This is a genomic window from Winogradskyella sp. ECml5-4, from assembly GCF_036903175.1.
Lineage (GTDB): Bacteria > Bacteroidota > Bacteroidia > Flavobacteriales > Flavobacteriaceae > Winogradskyella > Winogradskyella damuponensis.
This window is the reverse complement of sequence record NZ_JAYJLF010000007.1, coordinates 53,673-71,308: the sequence shown is the minus strand read 5'-3', so window position 1 is coordinate 71,308 and position 17,636 is coordinate 53,673. Positions and strand designations below refer to the sequence as shown.

At 32.8% G+C, this 17,636-nt stretch carries 17 protein-coding genes; 14 read left to right on the top strand and 3 right to left on the bottom strand.

Going from position 1 to position 17,636, the window contains the following annotated elements; all coding sequences use genetic code 11:
• Positions 1–13: 13 nt before the first annotated feature.
• The gene (locus VDP25_RS07885; RefSeq protein WP_334468511.1) at positions 14–1,111 is read right to left on the bottom strand and encodes a hypothetical protein; all 1,098 of its coding nucleotides are present in this window, start codon (positions 1,109–1,111) and stop codon (positions 14–16) included.
• A gap of 367 nt (positions 1,112–1,478) precedes the next feature.
• Between VDP25_RS07885 and VDP25_RS07880 the strand changes: the two genes are divergently transcribed.
• The 4 genes from VDP25_RS07880 to VDP25_RS07865 all read left to right on the top strand — a co-directional run bounded on the left by VDP25_RS07880 (position 1,479) and on the right by VDP25_RS07865 (position 5,900).
• Entirely contained in the window at positions 1,479–1,997 is a 519-nt protein-coding gene (locus VDP25_RS07880) for an RNA polymerase sigma factor (protein ID WP_334468509.1), read from the top strand.
• 55 nt (positions 1,998–2,052) lie between these two features.
• Positions 2,053–2,958, top strand: a complete 906-nt coding sequence (locus VDP25_RS07875; protein WP_282030136.1) for a FecR family protein — start codon at positions 2,053–2,055, stop codon at positions 2,956–2,958.
• Positions 2,945–5,443, top strand: a complete 2,499-nt coding sequence (locus VDP25_RS07870; RefSeq protein ID WP_334468505.1) for a TonB-dependent receptor — start codon at positions 2,945–2,947, stop codon at positions 5,441–5,443. Before VDP25_RS07875 ends, VDP25_RS07870 begins: the two co-directional genes overlap by 14 nt.
• Before the next feature lie 253 nt (positions 5,444–5,696).
• On the top strand, positions 5,697–5,900 hold the full coding sequence (locus VDP25_RS07865) for a PID-CTERM protein-sorting domain-containing protein (protein ID WP_334468503.1): 204 nt from the start codon (positions 5,697–5,699) through the stop codon (positions 5,898–5,900).
• On the opposite strand, the gene VDP25_RS07860 is transcribed toward VDP25_RS07865, so the two are convergent.
• Positions 5,897–6,487: a riboflavin synthase gene (locus tag VDP25_RS07860; protein WP_334468500.1), complete on the bottom strand. Its 591-nt coding sequence runs from the start codon at positions 6,485–6,487 to the stop codon at positions 5,897–5,899. The two genes, VDP25_RS07865 and VDP25_RS07860, sit on opposite strands and share 4 nt — an antisense overlap.
• Positions 6,488–6,538: 51 nt before the next feature.
• On the opposite strand from VDP25_RS07860, the gene pdxA reads away from it, so the two are divergent.
• From pdxA to VDP25_RS07810, 10 genes are all read left to right on the top strand, one after another.
• A complete protein-coding gene (gene pdxA, locus VDP25_RS07855) occupies positions 6,539–7,579 on the top strand; it encodes a 4-hydroxythreonine-4-phosphate dehydrogenase PdxA (protein ID WP_334468498.1) in 1,041 nt (346 codons plus the stop codon).
• A 79-nt stretch (positions 7,580–7,658) separates the two neighbouring features.
• Entirely contained in the window at positions 7,659–8,198 is a 540-nt protein-coding gene (locus VDP25_RS07850) for a YceD family protein (protein WP_215926226.1), read from the top strand.
• An 8-nt stretch (positions 8,199–8,206) separates the two neighbouring features.
• Positions 8,207–8,410, top strand: coding sequence for a 50S ribosomal protein L32 (gene rpmF, locus VDP25_RS07845; RefSeq protein WP_215926224.1), 204 nt, complete (start codon positions 8,207–8,209; stop codon positions 8,408–8,410).
• A gap of 177 nt (positions 8,411–8,587) precedes the next feature.
• Positions 8,588–9,583, top strand: coding sequence for a beta-ketoacyl-ACP synthase III (locus VDP25_RS07840; protein ID WP_334468494.1), 996 nt, complete (start codon positions 8,588–8,590; stop codon positions 9,581–9,583).
• Positions 9,584–9,615: 32 nt separating this feature from the next.
• A complete protein-coding gene (gene accB / locus VDP25_RS07835; protein WP_215926220.1) occupies positions 9,616–10,098 on the top strand; it encodes an acetyl-CoA carboxylase biotin carboxyl carrier protein in 483 nt (160 codons plus the stop codon).
• Positions 10,099–10,173: 75 nt separating this feature from the next.
• A complete protein-coding gene (gene accC / locus VDP25_RS07830) occupies positions 10,174–11,526 on the top strand; it encodes an acetyl-CoA carboxylase biotin carboxylase subunit (protein WP_334468493.1) in 1,353 nt (450 codons plus the stop codon).
• 143 nt (positions 11,527–11,669) lie between these two features.
• On the top strand, positions 11,670–14,366 hold the full coding sequence (locus tag VDP25_RS07825) for a zinc-dependent metalloprotease (protein WP_334468492.1): 2,697 nt from the start codon (positions 11,670–11,672) through the stop codon (positions 14,364–14,366).
• 52 nt (positions 14,367–14,418) lie between these two features.
• Positions 14,419–15,534, top strand: a complete 1,116-nt coding sequence (locus tag VDP25_RS07820) for an NAD(P)/FAD-dependent oxidoreductase (RefSeq protein WP_334468490.1) — start codon at positions 14,419–14,421, stop codon at positions 15,532–15,534.
• A 3-nt stretch (positions 15,535–15,537) separates the two neighbouring features.
• Complete coding sequence (gene mtgA, locus VDP25_RS07815) at positions 15,538–16,218, top strand: monofunctional biosynthetic peptidoglycan transglycosylase (RefSeq protein ID WP_334468488.1); 681 nt, start codon at positions 15,538–15,540, stop codon at positions 16,216–16,218.
• Positions 16,215–16,664, top strand: a complete 450-nt coding sequence (locus tag VDP25_RS07810; RefSeq protein ID WP_334468486.1) for a 3-oxoacyl-ACP synthase — start codon at positions 16,215–16,217, stop codon at positions 16,662–16,664. Before mtgA ends, VDP25_RS07810 begins: the two co-directional genes overlap by 4 nt.
• Positions 16,665–16,700: 36 nt before the next feature.
• On the opposite strand, the gene VDP25_RS07805 is transcribed toward VDP25_RS07810, so the two are convergent.
• A complete protein-coding gene (locus tag VDP25_RS07805; RefSeq protein ID WP_334468484.1) occupies positions 16,701–17,615 on the bottom strand; it encodes an ABC transporter ATP-binding protein in 915 nt (304 codons plus the stop codon).
• Between the last annotated feature and the right edge of the window lie 21 nt (positions 17,616–17,636).

Genomic DNA, 17,636 nt, shown 5'->3' with positions numbered 1-17,636 from the left:
TTTGACCAACTATTTAGTTACAATTGTTGTTTTTAAATTCTAGTTCGTCGTCTTCTCCTATTTCAAAGCTTACTTCAGTTTCGTTATCATCATCATCATCATCATCATCATCGTTATCGATTTCATGTAAAATCCAAGTATCATTGATATCGTCAAACCCTGGAATATCAAAAGTTACTGTGATATTGTTTCCTGTTTCGCTAGTTGTCCATGTTCCATTGGCAGTGTTTCCAGTCCAAGACACTGTAACTGTATTATCTGCAAAGAAATTAAAAAGATAACCTGTATAGTTGTCTTCTAAATCATTGTCGTTGCGTTCTAATTCGTCTATATACCAATCTGAACAACCTGTTAAAATAGATTCTAATTGGCTTGGTGTGCAGTTTGTGCAATCGTCATCATCATAGTCGTAATCATCGTCTTCATCACAGTCATCACCAAAATCATCAATAGCATCATCAAGCTCATTAAAATTATTAATTACAATTACGTTACCATTAGCAATTACAATACTTATAGGAAATTCAAAACCAATTAAATCATCTTCATCTATGTCGTCTATAAATTCATAAAGATCATAATCGTTAGTAAATGTGAGTGTTTCAATAACTTCGTTGTTGGTATTAAAAATAGAAGCTGTAATTGGATATACAAAATCTAAACATTCAATATCATCATCAAATTCATTTTCATCATTACAATCATCAGCATAATCTTCTAGCTGATCTAAGCTGTTAATTTGAACTTCGGAGTAATCTGCAAAAATAATAGTGATAGGAAAATCGATAACAACATTGTCGTCATCGTCGTCAAATTCATCTAAAATATCTTCAAGATCATCATAATCATTAATGTTGGTAATGGTTAATTCTGTTCCGTTAATAGTTACGGTTATAGGCAGTTGAATGGTAAAACAATTGGCATTGTAAACTATATTATCAACAGAACCATCGTTCATAGCAACTCTTTGAATTTGATTTGTCAAAGTAGAATTAGCTTGTAAGGTAGATTCTGCCGGAGGGTCAATACTTAAATCATCCTCAGTTCTACAGGATGTCATGGTTAAGAATAAACCTAATAAGGCAAAAAGATAAGGTTTGATAGTTTTCATAATTAATTTGTTTTTTTAGTTTTTCAATTAATAAGGCGTTTTAATTACCGTCTTTATACTTAGAACAACTCACTAATTAAATGTCCCAAGAAATGTATTATTTTTTTATTTATTTAATTGCAATTTGAGTTGTTTATAGGTGTGAATCATTGTTTTTTTATTTTCATTAGATGGATTTATATGTTGTGTAGTTTTAAACTGGGCTTATAGTTTTAAAACAATTACATGTTAAAATAGCCTCAATTATTTTATTGATTTTTATGGCAATTTTTAAAATATAAATTTGATGTTTTAGTAACATTATCTTTTGTACGGTCTTTAAAAAAAAGCATACTTTTGGTGTTCAAATTTCAAAACCCACTTTTAATTGCCTAAGTCGCTCCACAAAGATATCTGTGATAAATTGCGCTTTTCTAAACTTTACGAAAAGTATGCGCAAAGCATGAGTACGATTTTATATTACAAATATGGTGATTTATTAAACCCTTCAGATAAAGTGCAAGATGCCTTTATTAAATTATGGGAAAATTGTGCTAAAGTGGCACCTGAAGCTGCAAAATCTTATTTATATACGGTTGCAAATAATATGATGCTTAACGAGGTGAAACACCAAAAGATTGTTTTTAAGCATCAAGAAGTAAAGCCTAAGGATTACACTAATGAGACGCCAGAATTCATGCTGCGTAAAAAGGAATTTTTAAAGCGTTACGAAACAGCCTTGTCAACATTAAAAGAAGAAGAACGTGTGGCTTTTCTTTTAAGTAAAGTCGATGGAAAAACCCACAAAGAAATAGCAGAGCTATTAAATATTACCAAAAAAGTAGCTGAACACAGAATTTACGCCGCCTTAAATAAGTTGAAAGATCAATTGGAAGAACTGAATTGAAAATAATTTTGGGACAATTGAAAGTTGAGTTGTTTTAAAAGTATAGCATCAAGTTATGGACAAAGAATATTTACTAAAAAAATGGTTGGACAACAACTTATCTGAAGCAGAGGCGGAAGCTTTTAATGCTTTAGATGATGCGAAGCTGTATAATGAAATAGCAGAAGAAGCACAGCGCTTTAGTGGTCATCATCATGCAAAAGTGCCTGCGTTTGAAGCTTTAGAAAGCCAGTTGCAAAATAAAAAGGCTTCGTCAATTAATTGGATGAATATAGCATCACGATTTGCAGCTGTTTTTGTTATTGGTTTAACCTTATTTTTGTTTTTAAATAGAGATAATACCAATACAATTGCAACCGATTTAGCACAAAAAGAAACCATTACACTTCCTGATAATTCTAGAGTAGAACTTAATGAGTTGTCTCAGCTTACATATAGTCCTTCAAATTGGGAAAACGAAAGAACCTTAAATTTAAAAGGAGAAGCTTTTTTTGATGTCGAAAAAGGAAAGCAATTCGATGTCAATACTGAATTTGGAAAAGTAACCGTTTTAGGAACCGAGTTTAATGTGTTTACAAAGGATAGCATTTTTAAAGTAACCTGTTATGAAGGTTTGGTGCAAGTCAGTTATAACGATGCGGTTACAAAAGTACCAGCCGGTTCAGAGTTTATTTTAAAATCAGGAACTGCTAAAAAATCTAACATTGCTATAGCAGAACCGTATTGGCTTAAAAATATGAGTGTATTTAAAGATGCGTCTGTACAAGCAGTGCTTTTAGAACTCGAAAGTCAATATAATATCACAATTACCGATTCCATTACTGCAAATACGTTGAGATTTACAGGCGCATTTGAGCACGATAACCTTAATAATGCTTTAAAAGCAATTACACAGCCGCTTGGTTTGACCTATGAAATTATAAATAATAAAGAGGTCGTCATACACAATGCTAAAGATTAAGTATATAACTTTTTTAATAAGTGTATTAATTTGCTTTTCAGTAAAAGCACAAGCTAATGATGGAAAAATGTCTATCATACAAATGCTTAATGAGATTTCTAAAAGTCATAATGTTAATTTCAATTATAAAAGTGACCTTCTTAAAGAGATCTATGTCATTCCTTTAGCTGACGATCTAAGTCTAAATACAAAAATTGAAACCTTAGAACAACAGACCAATTTAATTTTCACCAAAATTAGCGACGTGGTCTTTAGTATCACTAAACCCATTACAATTTGTGGTTATTTGCGAGACAACATGGAAAATCCGCTTTATGGAGCAACCATCAATACTAAACACAATTATACAGTAACTAATGATGATGGCTATTTTGAAATTAAAGTCCCATCATTAGCGACGCTTCTTACCATCCGATTTATAGGTTTTAAAACCATAGATCGCCAAGCCAAATTTTTTAAATTAAATAGTTGTGACGCTATTACTTTAATTGAAGAAGCTGAGGTGTTTAGTTCTGTAGTGCTCAACGGCTATATTGTTAAAGGTATAGACAAGCAACAAGACGGAAGTATAGTTATTGATTATAGCAAGTTTACCTTATTGCCAGGACTTATAGAGTCTGATGTGTTACATACGGTTCAGGCATTGCCTGGAGTATTAAGCGTTGACGAAACCGTTTCCAATATTAATATAAGAGGAGGGTCTCACGACCAAAATCTAATGCTTTGGGATGGGATAAAAATGTATCAATCCAGCCATTTTTTCGGACTTATTTCAAGTTTTAATCCGCAAATCACGCAAACCGCAACCGTAATTAATAATGGAACTGATGCGTCTTATACCGATGGTGTTTCAGGAACTATTGATATGCATTCTAATAAAACTATCGAATCCAATTTTAAAGGTTCCTTTGGAATTAATCTTCTTAATGCCGATTTATTTTTAAATGCACCAATTGGTAAAAAGTCTTCAGTTCAAATTGCAGGACGTAAATCTATTGATGAATTGGTAAGAACACCAACTTATAAAACGTATTTTGAACGTGTGACACAAGATACAGAGGTCGCAGAAAACACCTCTAATGTTAGTAACTCAAATCAAGCTTTCGATTTTTATGATGCGTCTTTAAGGTGGCTTTATAAGCCATCGGATAAGGATTTTTTACGATTAAATTTAATGCTAGTTCATAACGATTTAACCTTTGATGAATCGGCCCTTTTTAATGGAGTAGAAGAAACTCGAGAAAGTAGCATTTCTCAAAATAGTATTTCGGTAGGCTTAAATTATAGACGACAATGGAATGATAAATTAAGTACTGTGCTCAATGTTTATAATACAGATTATACATTACAAGCAGTAAATGCTAACGTTATGGCAGAACAACGTTTTTTACAAGAAAATATAGTGTCTGAAACTTCAGCAAAACTAGAAGGGTTTTACACTCAAAACTTATGGCAATTCAATTTGGGCTATAATTTTATTGAATCGGAAATTACAAACCTAAATGATATCGATGTGCCAAGATTTGTACGACGTGATTCTGAAGTTTTAAGAGAACAAGCGGTTTTTGCTCAGACACAGTTTGAAAATGACACGAAAGATCTTAGCGTTAAATTAGGAGTTAGAGCGAATTATCTAGAAAAGTTTGATGAATTGATTGTAGAACCGCGTTTAAGTATTCGAAAAGCTTTAGGAAATCATGTTGAATTAGAAGCATTAGGTGAGTTTAAACATCAAAACACCTCGCAAATTATCAATTTCCAAAATGATTTTTTAGGAGTAGAAAAACGTCGATGGCAACTCACAGATAATGATAGTATCCCAATAATTAAAAGTAAACAAGCCTCATTAGGATTGCTTTATAAAAACAAAGGTTGGTTAATAGATGCCAAAGTGTATTACAAAAAAGTTGATGGTATCACCACACAAAGCCAAGGATTTACCACCAAGTATGAATTTGAAAAAGAAAAAGGAAGCTACGATGTTTTAGGAGCCGAATTTTTAGTCCGAAAAAATTTCAATCATCTAAATACGTGGTTGAGTTATTCATATATAAAAAACGATTATACCTTTAAAACGCTTGAAGAAATTGAGTTTCCTAGCAATTTTGATATTACGCATGCCTTTACATTGGGTACAACCTATAGTGATGAGTCGTGGAGCATTTCTGCTGGATTAAATTACAGGCTAGGGAAACCAACATCGATACCATTAGTAGAAAATGAAGTTACAGCTAATGCTATTAATTTTGATAGGGCTAATAACGAAAGGTTACAAGATTATTTAAGAATTGATGCTTCAGCGCTTTATAAATTTAAGATAAATAAGGTATTCCGTTCAGAAGTAGGTATGTCTGCTTGGAACATCTCTGATGTTAAAAACCCAATCAACAACTATTACAGAATTGATGCAGATGATAATGCGATAAGGTTTTCCAGATATTCATTAGGAATTACGACTAATGCGGTTTTACGTGTTTATTTTTAGATAGTTATTCGGAATTTATTACGATTGTTTGTGAATTTTAGGTTAAATCTAGGATTAGATTCGTTGCTGTTAATAATTATTAAAAATATGTATTATATTTGTCGCTGAAATGGGTTAAAAATGTAGCTAACTTCCCTAAATAAAGTTCATTTTTAGCATTTCGTCGGATAAATTTACCGTTTAAGGATGTTTTTTAATCGAATAAATTTTGTTAGCTCAGTTTTTTTTATACTTTTACACCTTATTTAGCAGAATGCAGAACAAGTATATATTAGCCTCAATATCAGTTTTTTTAGTAGGTTTCGTTTCTATGGCGCAGAGTAATACACCTCCTCCGCCATTACCGCCACCACCACCTGGTCTTCCAATAGATGGCGGAATTATTGCATTGTTTGTTGTTGCTCTAATCTATGGTATTTACAAAGCTTACAAATTATCTGCCAAGCAAAGGGCTTAATGTCTGAGCTCATTTAGTCTCTTAACGTATTTTCCAATTACATCAAATTCTAAATTTACTGTATCTCCAATTTTTAAATTTTTAAAAGTGGTATGGTTATATGTATACGGTATTATTGCTACCGAAAACTGATTTAACTTTGAGTTTACAACGGTTAAACTAACTCCGTTTACAGTAATAGAACCTTTTTCAATTGTAATATTATTAAGGTTTTTGTCATATTCAAAAGTAAAAACCCAACTACCATCTTCGACAATAATATCAATACAATTCGCTGTTTGATCGACATGCCCTTGAACAATATGGCCATCTAGTCGGTCTCCAAGCTTCATCGCACGTTCTATATTTACTAATTCGTTTTCTTTTAGAGAGTCTATGTTGGTTTTATCAAGAGTCTCTTGGATAGCAGTAACAGTATATGTGTTTCCTTCAATACTAACAACGGTTAAACAGACACCATTGTGAGCAACGCTTTGATCTATTTTTAATTCATTTGTTATAGAGGTATGCATCGTAATATGAAGATTTCCGCCATCCCTATCTAATTTTTCAATTGTACCTAAATCTTCTATAATACCTGTAAACATAATTTGTACTTTATTTAGTTAAATTTGCAGTTACAAAGTTAAAGACAAAAAATGAAAAAAGACGAAAAGATAATTGTAGGGATTTCTATTGGTGACCTCAATGGTATTGGTGCAGAAATTATCATTAAAACCTATGAGGATCCAAGGTCGTTAGAATTGAATACACCTGTTATTTTTGCTTCGGCTAAAACCATGCAATTTTTTAAAAATCATTTTAGTAGTAAAATTAATTTTTTCAATATTGATTCAGTTGAGAAAGTAGCTCATGGAAAAGTTAATGTGGTTGAGGTTTGGAGCGAACCTGTAAAAATTCAATTTGGCATTGAAGATAAAAAAATAGGAGAATATGCTATAAAATCTCTTGAAGCAGCGACTGAAGCTTTAAAAGAAGGTGCTATTGATGTATTGGTAACAGCTCCAATTAATAAACACAACATTCAATCTGAAAAATTTAATTTCCCAGGTCATACAGATTACCTGGCAAAAGCCTTAAACGGAAAAAGTTTAATGTTTATGGTCTCAGATGAATTGCGAGTTGGCCTTCTAACAGATCATGTTCCGCTTAAAGATGCTAGTAATGCGATTACAGAAGGTCTTGTTAAAGAAAAAATAACAACAGTAACAAAATCGTTAATACAAGATTTTGGCATAAGAAAACCAAAAATTGCAGTTTTAGCCATAAATCCACATGCAGGAGATAATGGAGTTATTGGTAATGAGGACGACACGATATTAAAACCTACCTTAGAAAAAATTAAGGCAGATGGTACGTTGGTTTATGGTCCCTATTCAGCAGATAGCTTTTTTGGTTCTAATACCTATAAAAATTTTGATGCCATAATTGCTTCTTATCATGATCAAGGTTTAATTCCTTTTAAAACTATTGCTTTTGGAAAAGGAGTAAATTACACAGCTGGTTTAGATAAAGTAAGAACTTCTCCAGATCATGGTACAGCATATGAAATCGCAGGAAAAGGGATTGCAGATGAAAGCTCAATGAAGCAAGCAATCTATACGGCAATCGAAATATTTAGACAGAGAGAGAGCTATAATTACTACAGTAAAAACCCCTTAAAGAAAGGATCTCGATAGTTATAAACAAAATTTGTTGATATCTAGGCTTTAAGTAAGGAAAAATTTATATATTTGCACGCTCAAATTGAATGTGATAATGAAGGCATTAAAATCTTATACTATCCCTTTTGTAGGATTAAAAGAAGGAATGCACCATTTTGATTTTCAAATTGATAATACGTTCTTTCAGCATTTTGAATATGATGAATTTAATGCAATTGACGTTAAAATTGATCTAGAATTCGAAAAAAAATCAACACTTTTAGAGTTGAATTTTTCGGCAGAAGGCTCAGTAAATGTGAATTGTGATATTTCAAATGAACCTTATAACCAAGCTATTAACGACAATTTTAAATTGGTAGTTAAGTTTGGTAACGAGTATAATGACGATAATGATGATATCTTAATTGTACCACATGGAGAATATGAAATTAATGTAGCACAATATATATATGAGCTTATTATTTTAGCCGTTCCTATTAAAAGAGTTCATCCAGGTATTGAAGACGGTTCATTAGAGTCAGATATACTTTCAAAATTAGAAGAATTAAGTCCTAGTGAGGATCATAAAACAAAATCATCAGAGGATATTGATCCTCGTTGGAATAATTTAAAAAAACTATTAACGGATAAATAACATTTAAAATGGCACATCCAAAGCGTAAAATATCGAAAACAAGAAGAGATAAAAGAAGAACACATTATAAAGCTTCTGTACCTCAAATAGCAACTTGCCCTACAACTGGTGAGCCACACTTATACCATAGAGCACATTGGCACGAAGGTAAATTATATTACAGAGGTCAAATACTAATTGACAACTCTGTAGAAGAAGAAAATGTAGCATAAGTATTATGCATGCATACAAGAAAACGCTCCATTGTGAGCGTTTTTTTTGTTATTATTTTTTCAATAGCGCAAAAACCACTTACTTTGCGTTAATATTTGCCAAAAAATGATGAAAATTGAATAAAACACCTCAGTTTTTACCAATTTTGCATACTTTTAATTATCTAAATCTTAATAATGAGTAAAATCACAGCAGCAATTACAGCTGTAGGAGGCTATGTTCCTGATTATGTTTTAACAAACAAAATCCTCGAAACTATGGTTGATACCAATGATGAGTGGATCACTTCAAGAACAGGTATTAAAGAACGTAGAATTCTTAAAGAAGAAGGAAAAGGAACATCGTTTTTAGCGATAAAAGCGGCAGAAGAATTAATTCAAAAAACAGGATTAGATCCAAAAGAAATTGATTTAGTTATTGTTTGTACCGCTTCCCCAGATATGAAAGCTGCTTCAACGGCCGCTTACACAGCGAGCCAAATAGGTGCAGTAAATGCTTTTTCTTATGATTTAGAAGCTGCGTGTTCTAGTTTTCTTTTTGGAATGTCAACAGCATCTGCTTATATAGAGTCTGGCCGTTATAAAAAGATTCTATTAATTGGAGCAGATAAAAATTCATCATTCATTAATTATAAAGATAGAGCAACATGTATCATCTTTGGTGATGGAGCAGGAGCTGTACTTTTTGAACCTAATGAAGAAGGTTTAGGATTGCAAGATGAATTATTAAGAAGTAATGGAGAAGGTAGAGAATTTCTTCAAGCTACTTATGGTGGTTCATCGTATCCAATCACAAAAGATACATTTGACGAAGGAAAACATTATGTGTTTCAAGATGGAAAAACAGTATTTAAAAATGCCGTTTTTAATATGGCAGATGTCGCAGAGAAGATAATGAGCAGGAATGATCTTGTTAACAATGATATTGCATGGTTAGCAGCACACCAAGCTAACAAACGTATTATTGATGCAACTGCAAATAGAATTAATTTAAAAGAAGATAAAGTAATGATGAACATACAAAAGTATGGTAATACAACATCTGCAACTTTACCTTTATTATTACATGATTACGAATCACAACTTAAAAAAGGTGATAAAATAATATTTGCCGCTTTTGGTGGTGGATTTACTTGGGGCTCAATTTATTTTAAATGGGCTTATAATTCCTAAATAAAAAACTAACTAACAAATATCTAAACATTATGGATTTAAAAGAAATTCAGAACTTAATAAAATTTGTAGCTAAATCTGGCGCAAGTGAGGTTAAGTTAGAAATGAATGACGTTAAAATTACCATTAGAACGGGTTCAGAAAGTGAGACGACAATAGTACAGCAAGTGCCAATGCAAGCAGCTCCTGTAATGCAACAGCATATGCCAGCACATCAAGCAGTAGCGCCAGCAGCAGAAAGTCCTGCGGCACCAGCAGCAACAGAAGATTCAAAATACATTACTATAAAATCACCAATAATTGGTACCTTTTATAGAAAGCCTTCTCCAGACAAACCAGTTTTTGTTGAGGTTGGTACAGATATTAAAGAAGGCGATGTGCTTTGCGTTATTGAAGCAATGAAGCTATTTAACGAGATTGAATCAGAAATTTCTGGTAAAATTGTAAAAGTATTGGTGGATGATGCGTCACCAGTAGAGTTTGATCAGCCACTATTTTTAGTTGATCCATCATAACCAAATTTAAAATTCCAAAACATAAATCCCAATACGTTGGAATTTGGAATTTGAAATTTTAAATACTTAAAAGTTATGTTTAAAAAAATATTAATTGCCAACAGGGGAGAAATAGCGCTTAGAGTTATTAGAACCTGTAAAGAAATGGGCATTAAAACCGTAGCGGTATACTCTACAGCAGATGCAGAAAGTCTTCATGTTAAGTTTGCAGATGAAGCTGTTTGTATTGGCCCACCAGCAAGTAGTGAATCTTATCTTAAGGTTGCTAATATTATTGCTGCTGCTGAGATAACAAATGCAGATGCGATACATCCAGGTTATGGATTCTTATCTGAAAATGCAAAATTCTCAAAAATTTGTGAAGAACATGGTATCAAATTTATTGGTGCTTCTGAAGAGATGATTGATAGAATGGGAGACAAGGCAAATGCTAAAGCGACCATGAAAGCAGCAGGAGTTCCATGTGTACCAGGAAGTGAAGGAGTAATTGAAACGTTTGAAGATTGTAAAAAAGTAGCCAAAGAAACAGGTTACCCAGTAATGCTTAAAGCTTCTGCTGGTGGTGGTGGAAAAGGAATGCGTGCCGTTTGGAAACCTGAAGACCTTCAAAATGCTTGGGAATCTGCACGTGCAGAATCTAAAGCTGCTTTTGGAAACGATGATATGTATATGGAGAAGCTTATTGAAGAGCCTCGTCATATCGAAATACAAATTGTTGGTGATTCTCGCGGAAAAGCTTGTCACCTTTCAGAACGTGATTGCTCTATACAAAGACGTCATCAAAAACTAACAGAAGAAGTGCCTTCTCCGTTTATGACAGATAAATTGAGAGCCAAAATGGGTAAAGCTGCAGTAAAAGCGGCTGAGTTCATTAAGTATGAAGGTGCTGGTACTGTAGAATTCTTGGTAGATAAACATAGAAACTTCTACTTTATGGAAATGAATACACGTATCCAAGTAGAACATCCTATTACAGAACAGGTTATTGATTTCGATTTAATTCGTGAACAAATTTTAGTGGCCGCAGGTGTGCCAATTTCTGGTAAAAATTATACACCAAATTTACACTCTATTGAGTGTAGAATTAATGCTGAAGACCCATTTAATGATTTTAGACCTTCACCAGGAAAAATCACTACACTTCATGCACCAGGTGGACACGGTGTGCGATTAGATACGCATGTTTATGCCGGTTATAGCATTCCGCCTAATTACGATTCTATGATAGCAAAGCTTATTACCACAGCTCAAACAAGAGAAGAAGCTATTAATAAAATGAAGCGTGCTCTAGATGAATTTGTTATTGAAGGAATTAAAACAACAATACCTTTCCATAGACAATTAATGGATCATCCAGATTATTTAGCAGGTAACTATACTACTAAATTTATGGAAGACTTTGTAATTCAAAAAGAGATTGAAGAATAAAAAAAAACCAAGCTAATAAGCTTGGTTTTTTTTATATGATTGTCGTTAGGATCTAAATAAATGTAATATAGAAATTGATTATTACACTTTTTTAAAATTATAAAAAAATACCTTAACTTTAAGGATTATAAAAAAAACTAACTATGAATAAGAATTACGTAATAAAAATTGCGACAATTGTAATGGCATTTATCTCATTATCTGCTACTTCACAAAATTCAGATGAATTGTGGACAAATGTTAATGCTGTAAAGGCTAAACAAACAGAACAAATTTTAAGAAAAATAGAACTTAAAACAGAGAAATTTTTTCAACTCAATATTGAAGGCTTAAAGAATGCCTTACAAAACGTTGGAACCAGAGAAAATACGGGTAACACTGTTATATCTTTTCCTAATTCAGAGGGCAAGTTAAATAGGTATAAAGTATTTGAAGCGTCGTTAATGGAACCAGAGCTTCAGGCTAAGTTTCCTAATATGAGAACATATGCTGGTCAAGGTATTGATAACCCAACAGAAATAATCAGATTTAGTATCACACCAAAAGGTTTGCACGCGATGTTTTTAGGAACATCTAATGGCACTCAATTTATAGATCCGTTTTCAGTTGAAGGTAACATCTATACCGTTTATGCTAAGAAAGATTTAGAAGCAAGAAATTTTGATTTTGAATGTGCTGTAATTGATGATTCAGAATTATTAGAAAGATCGTATGAAGATGTTGCTGCGGCAAGAGATGCAGACGACGGAACGCTAAGAAACTATCGTCTTGCAGTAGCTTGTACAGGTGAGTATGCGTTTTTCCATGGAGGAACTGTTGCTGGCGCAATGGCAGCAATAGTTGTTACAATTAATAGAGTTAATGGTATTTATGAGAGAGATCTATCAATAACAATGACCTTGGTTGCAAATAATGATAGCCTAATTTTTACAAATGCAGCAACCGATCCTTTTAATAATACTAATCCAAATATTTTAATAGATCAAAGTCAAAGTGTAATTAATACGACTATTTTACCTTTTAATTATGATGTGGGACATACATTTAGCACAGGAGGTGGAGGTCTAGCTCTTTTAGGTTCTACTTGTAATGCTAATACTAAAGCTAGTGGCATTACAGGTTCGCCTCAACCAACAGGAGATGCTTATGATATAGATTTTGTAGCACATGAATTAGGTCATCAATTTGGTGCACCACACACGTTTAATGGAACGGTTGGTAATTGTTCTGGCCCAAACAGATCAGCTTCAAATGCGTACGAGCCAGGAAGTGGAACTACTATAATGGCTTATGCAGGTATTTGTGGTTCAGATAACGTACAGGGAAATAGTGATGCTTATTTTCATCAAAATAGTTTAAATCGTATTTGGTCACATGTTACAGGTACAGGTTCTTGTCCTGGAAACAGAATTGTTACAGGTAATACAGAACCAGTAGCAGACGCAGGAGCAAATTATACCATTCCTCAAGGAACACCTTATAAATTAGATGGTAGTAATTCTACAGATGTAGATGGAACAGCAACACTAACATACACTTGGGAACAATACGATTTAGGGTCGGCAGGATTACCAACAGAAACTACAATATCTGGTCCATTAGTAAGATCTTTTGAAGGCACCTCAAGCCCTGTTAGATATGTACCAAGACTTTCAGATGTAATAAACAATGGTGGTACATCAACGACATGGGAAAAATTAGCAATGGTTAACAGAAATATAAATTTCAAATTAACTGTTAGAGATAACGATGCTGTTGGTGGGCAAACAGATTCTGATCAGATGACAGCAACTGTTACTACTGCGGCCGGACCATTTATAGTAACTTCTCAAAACGTACCTGGACAAACTTGGGATGTAGGTACAACACAAACCGTTACTTGGGATGTTGCAGGAACAACTGGAAATGGAGTAAATGAAGCTAATGTTAATATATTATTATCTACAGACGGCGAAAACTTTGATACGGTTTTAGCTTCTAATGTAACCAACGATGGCTCACATGATATTGTAGTGCCTAATGTGTCCTCTAGTACTTGTAGAATTATGGTTGAAGCAGCAAATGGTATATTTTTTAATGTCAATAGTAATAATATCCTAATTGGTGCTAGTATAGATTGTACTACTTATAGTGATGAGAATGCCAACCTTGCAATAGACGATGGTTTAGGTGAAGGAGGAACACCTTCTAATGGGGCCCCATTGGTAAGAACGATTAACGTTCCTGATAATTTTACTATTGAGTCTCTTAAATTTAATGTAGATATAGAACATACCTTTGTTGGGGATTTATTAGTAAGATTAATCCATCCTAATGGAGGAACTACATTAGTTAATGTTTGGTCTGGAAACTGTGCAAGTAGTGATGATATAGTTATAGAATTTGAAGATGGTGCACCTGCAATAGATTGTGATTTTACTGGAGATGGGAATACTTATAGCCCATTTGAGCCATTATCTACATTTGAAGGTTTAAGTTCTCAGGGAGATTGGACAATTCTTATAGCAGATTTCTTTGCTGGAGATACAGGGATATTAAAAAGCTGGTCATTAGAATTCTGTTCTGAATCTTTAAGTGTTAAAGACAGTGAATTAGACAACTTAAACATATATCCAAACCCAAATAATGGCACGTTCAATATTGGTTTTAATCCAAAATCTGGAGAAGCTATTACGGTAGAAGTTTATGACATAAGAGGGAGAGCTATTTACACTAATATATATAGTAGTGTAAACCGATTTGAAGAAGTTATTCAGCTTAATAATGCACAATCGGGTGTTTATTTATTAACTATAGCTGATGGTTCTCAAAAAGTAACTAAGAAAATTATAGTTGAATAAATATTAAATTATATTTAAAAAAGCTCCTAACTTTAGGAGCTTTTTTTATGCTATGAATCTATCCTATTGGGAAATACAAACGTGGTTATCTAACGTAGACTACACCATTATTGGAAGTGGTATTGTGGGACTAAATTGCGCATTACAATTAAAAAAGCGTTTTCCTAAGGCTAAAATTGTAATTCTTGAGAAAGGGATTTTACCTCAAGGAGCAAGTACAAAAAATGCTGGTTTTGCCTGTTTTGGAAGTCTCAGTGAGATTATTGATGACTTGAAGCAACATTCTGAAGCTGAGGTTTTAGAATTGATTAGAAAGCGAATAAATGGTCTAAAGATACTTCGTGAAATACTAGGAGATAAAACTATAAACTATCAAAATTTAGGAGGTTATGAATTGTTTTTAGAATCTGATGATACACTATACAATTCATGTTTAAATACAAAGGATAAGATTAACCAACTCTTATATCCCATATTTAACACAGATGTATTTTCTTTTAAAACGAACAATTTTGGTTTCAAGAATATAAAATCAGACTATAGTTTTAATCCATTTGAAGGACAAATAGATACCGGTAAAATGATGGATGCTTTACTTAATAAAGTACAATCTTTAGGTGTGAAAATATTAAATAACACTGCGATTGAAGCTTTTTCGGAAGATATAAGTACCGTAAAAATCAAAACGAAGCATTTTGAATTTTCAACACAAAAGTTATTTATTGCTACTAACGGATTTGCAAAACAACTCAAGATTTCTGAAGTTAAGCCAGCCAGAGCACAAGTTTTAATTACAAAACCTATAGAGAATTTACATATTAAAGGTACGTTTCATTTGGATGAAGGTTACTATTATTTCAGAAATATAGACCATAGAATATTATTAGGAGGTGGACGCCATCTCGATTTTAGAACTGAAGAAACTACTGCGTTTGGAGAGACACCAATCATTCAGAATAAACTTGAAGAGCTTTTAAAAATGACTATTTTACCAAACACTGCCTTTGAAATAGACCATCGTTGGAGCGGAATAATGGGAGTTGGCAAACAGAAAAAAGCAATCGTAAAACAAATTTCTAACCATGTGTTTTGTGGAGTGCGTTTAGGAGGAATGGGAGTTGCTATTGGCAGTTTAGTAGGTAGAGAATTAGCAGATTTAGTAGAATAAACCATGAAGAAACTGTTTCGTTTTTTTGGTAAACTATTGTTATGGAGTATTATTTTATCCATTGGCTTAGTGGTTTTATATAAGTATATACCCATTCCGGGAACACCCTTAATGGCAATCCGTTATTTTGAAGATAATGAATCTAAAATGTGGGAACACAATTGGGTGCCAATTGAAAATATGTCAGAACACATACAATTAGCCGTAATTTGTAGTGAAGACCAGAAGTTTTTAGACCATAATGGATTTGATATTGAAGCTATTGAAAAAGCTTATGAATACAATAAAAAAGGAAAACGGATTAGAGGAGGCAGTACTATTAGTCAGCAAACAGCTAAAAATGTATTCTTATGGCCAGAGCGAAGTTGGTTACGCAAAGGGTTAGAAACCTATTTTACATTTTTAATCGAAAACATATGGAGTAAAGAGCGTATCCTAGAAGTATATTTAAACAGTATAGAAATGGGGCCAAATATTTATGGTATTGATGCTGCCGCACAACATTGGTTTAATAAAACAGCAGCTAATTTAAGTGCTTATGAAGCTGCTGCAATAGCTTCAATATTGCCTAATCCAAGAACATACCGTGCTAATCCTGCTACCAATTATATACAAAAACGAAAGCAATGGATTGTAAAGCAAATGCAATTCTATGGTGAATTTAACTTGAAGACTCAAAAATGATTATTAAAGAAACCTTATACAATCGTTGCTTAAACTTTATTGATGAACGATTAATTACCGTAAATAAAACCATTTCTGATATTCAAAATTCACTTCAATCTGAAACCAAAAGTAGTGCAGGTGATAAGCACGAAACAGGACGAGCAATGCTACAATTAGAACGCGAAAAAGCAGGTCATCAACTAGCCGAAATTGAAAAACAAGAACACATTCTTCAAAAAATTAATATCTATACTAAACACCAAAAGGTAACATTAGGTTCTGTGGTAATAACAACACAGGCTAATTATTTTATTGCGGTCAGTGCTGGTGAAATAATTGTAGATAATACGGTTTATTTTGCTATTTCTGCGGCAACTCCAATGGCACAATTATTATTGTCTAAAAGTGTTGATGATGAGATTGTTTTTAGAGGTAATGGGTTTAGAATTTTGAGTATTTTGTAATGTGAATTCGTCTTATTTTACTTCAAATCCAAGCTGTTATTTTGAAATCTCTATGTAGATGATTTTTTCTTTTTTAAGTTCAAAATCATGCTCAATAAATATAGATATAGTATTATATTTTGCTTCAATTAACCAAGAATTACCATTAAAATAGGCCATTTTTACAATTGCTTTTAATTGAGATTTTGGAACAATTTTAACTTGATTGGCGTAAACAATCCCATAGGGTTCTATCACATTAAATTCTCCAAAAAAAGATGCAATTAATGGTAATTTTGGATTCTTGTATAAATTTTGAGGAGTGTCTTTAGCAATTATTTCAGCATTATTAAGGACTATAATTTGGTCTGCAAAGCCAAGCGCATCATTCCTGTCGTGAGTCGCAACAATACAGGTTATGTTCTTTACTTTCAAATAATTAAAAACATTACGTCGTAAGCCTTGTTTTTGAAAATTATCAATATGACTAAAGGGTTCATCTAACAATAAAATTTCAGGTTCTTTTGCTAATGCTCTAGCAATGGCAACCCGTTGTTTTTGACCGCCACTTAATAGTTTTACTTTGGTTTTGGCAAAGGCTTCGAGTTCTACAACTTTTATTAATTCTTCAGTACGTTTTTGCTTTTCTTCAGGGTAAAATCTAGAGAGGTATTTACTGATGTTTTCTTCAACAGTTGTAAATGGCATTAAGTCAAATTCTTGAGTTACGTATTTCATAAAATCGTAACCTATAACAAGGTTGTGCTTTGGTCCTAAAATTTCTTCATCTTTCCAGTATATCTGACCATGTTTTAAATCATATTCACCATAGATTAATTTTAATAGTGTGCTTTTTCCGGAGCCGCTTTCTCCTATTATGGCAATGTTTTCTCCCGCTTCAACATTAAAGTCAATAGCATTTAAAACCTTAGTTTTTGTATATCCAAAAGTGACGTTTTTTACTTGAAGCATTATACAAAGATATAGGTTTCA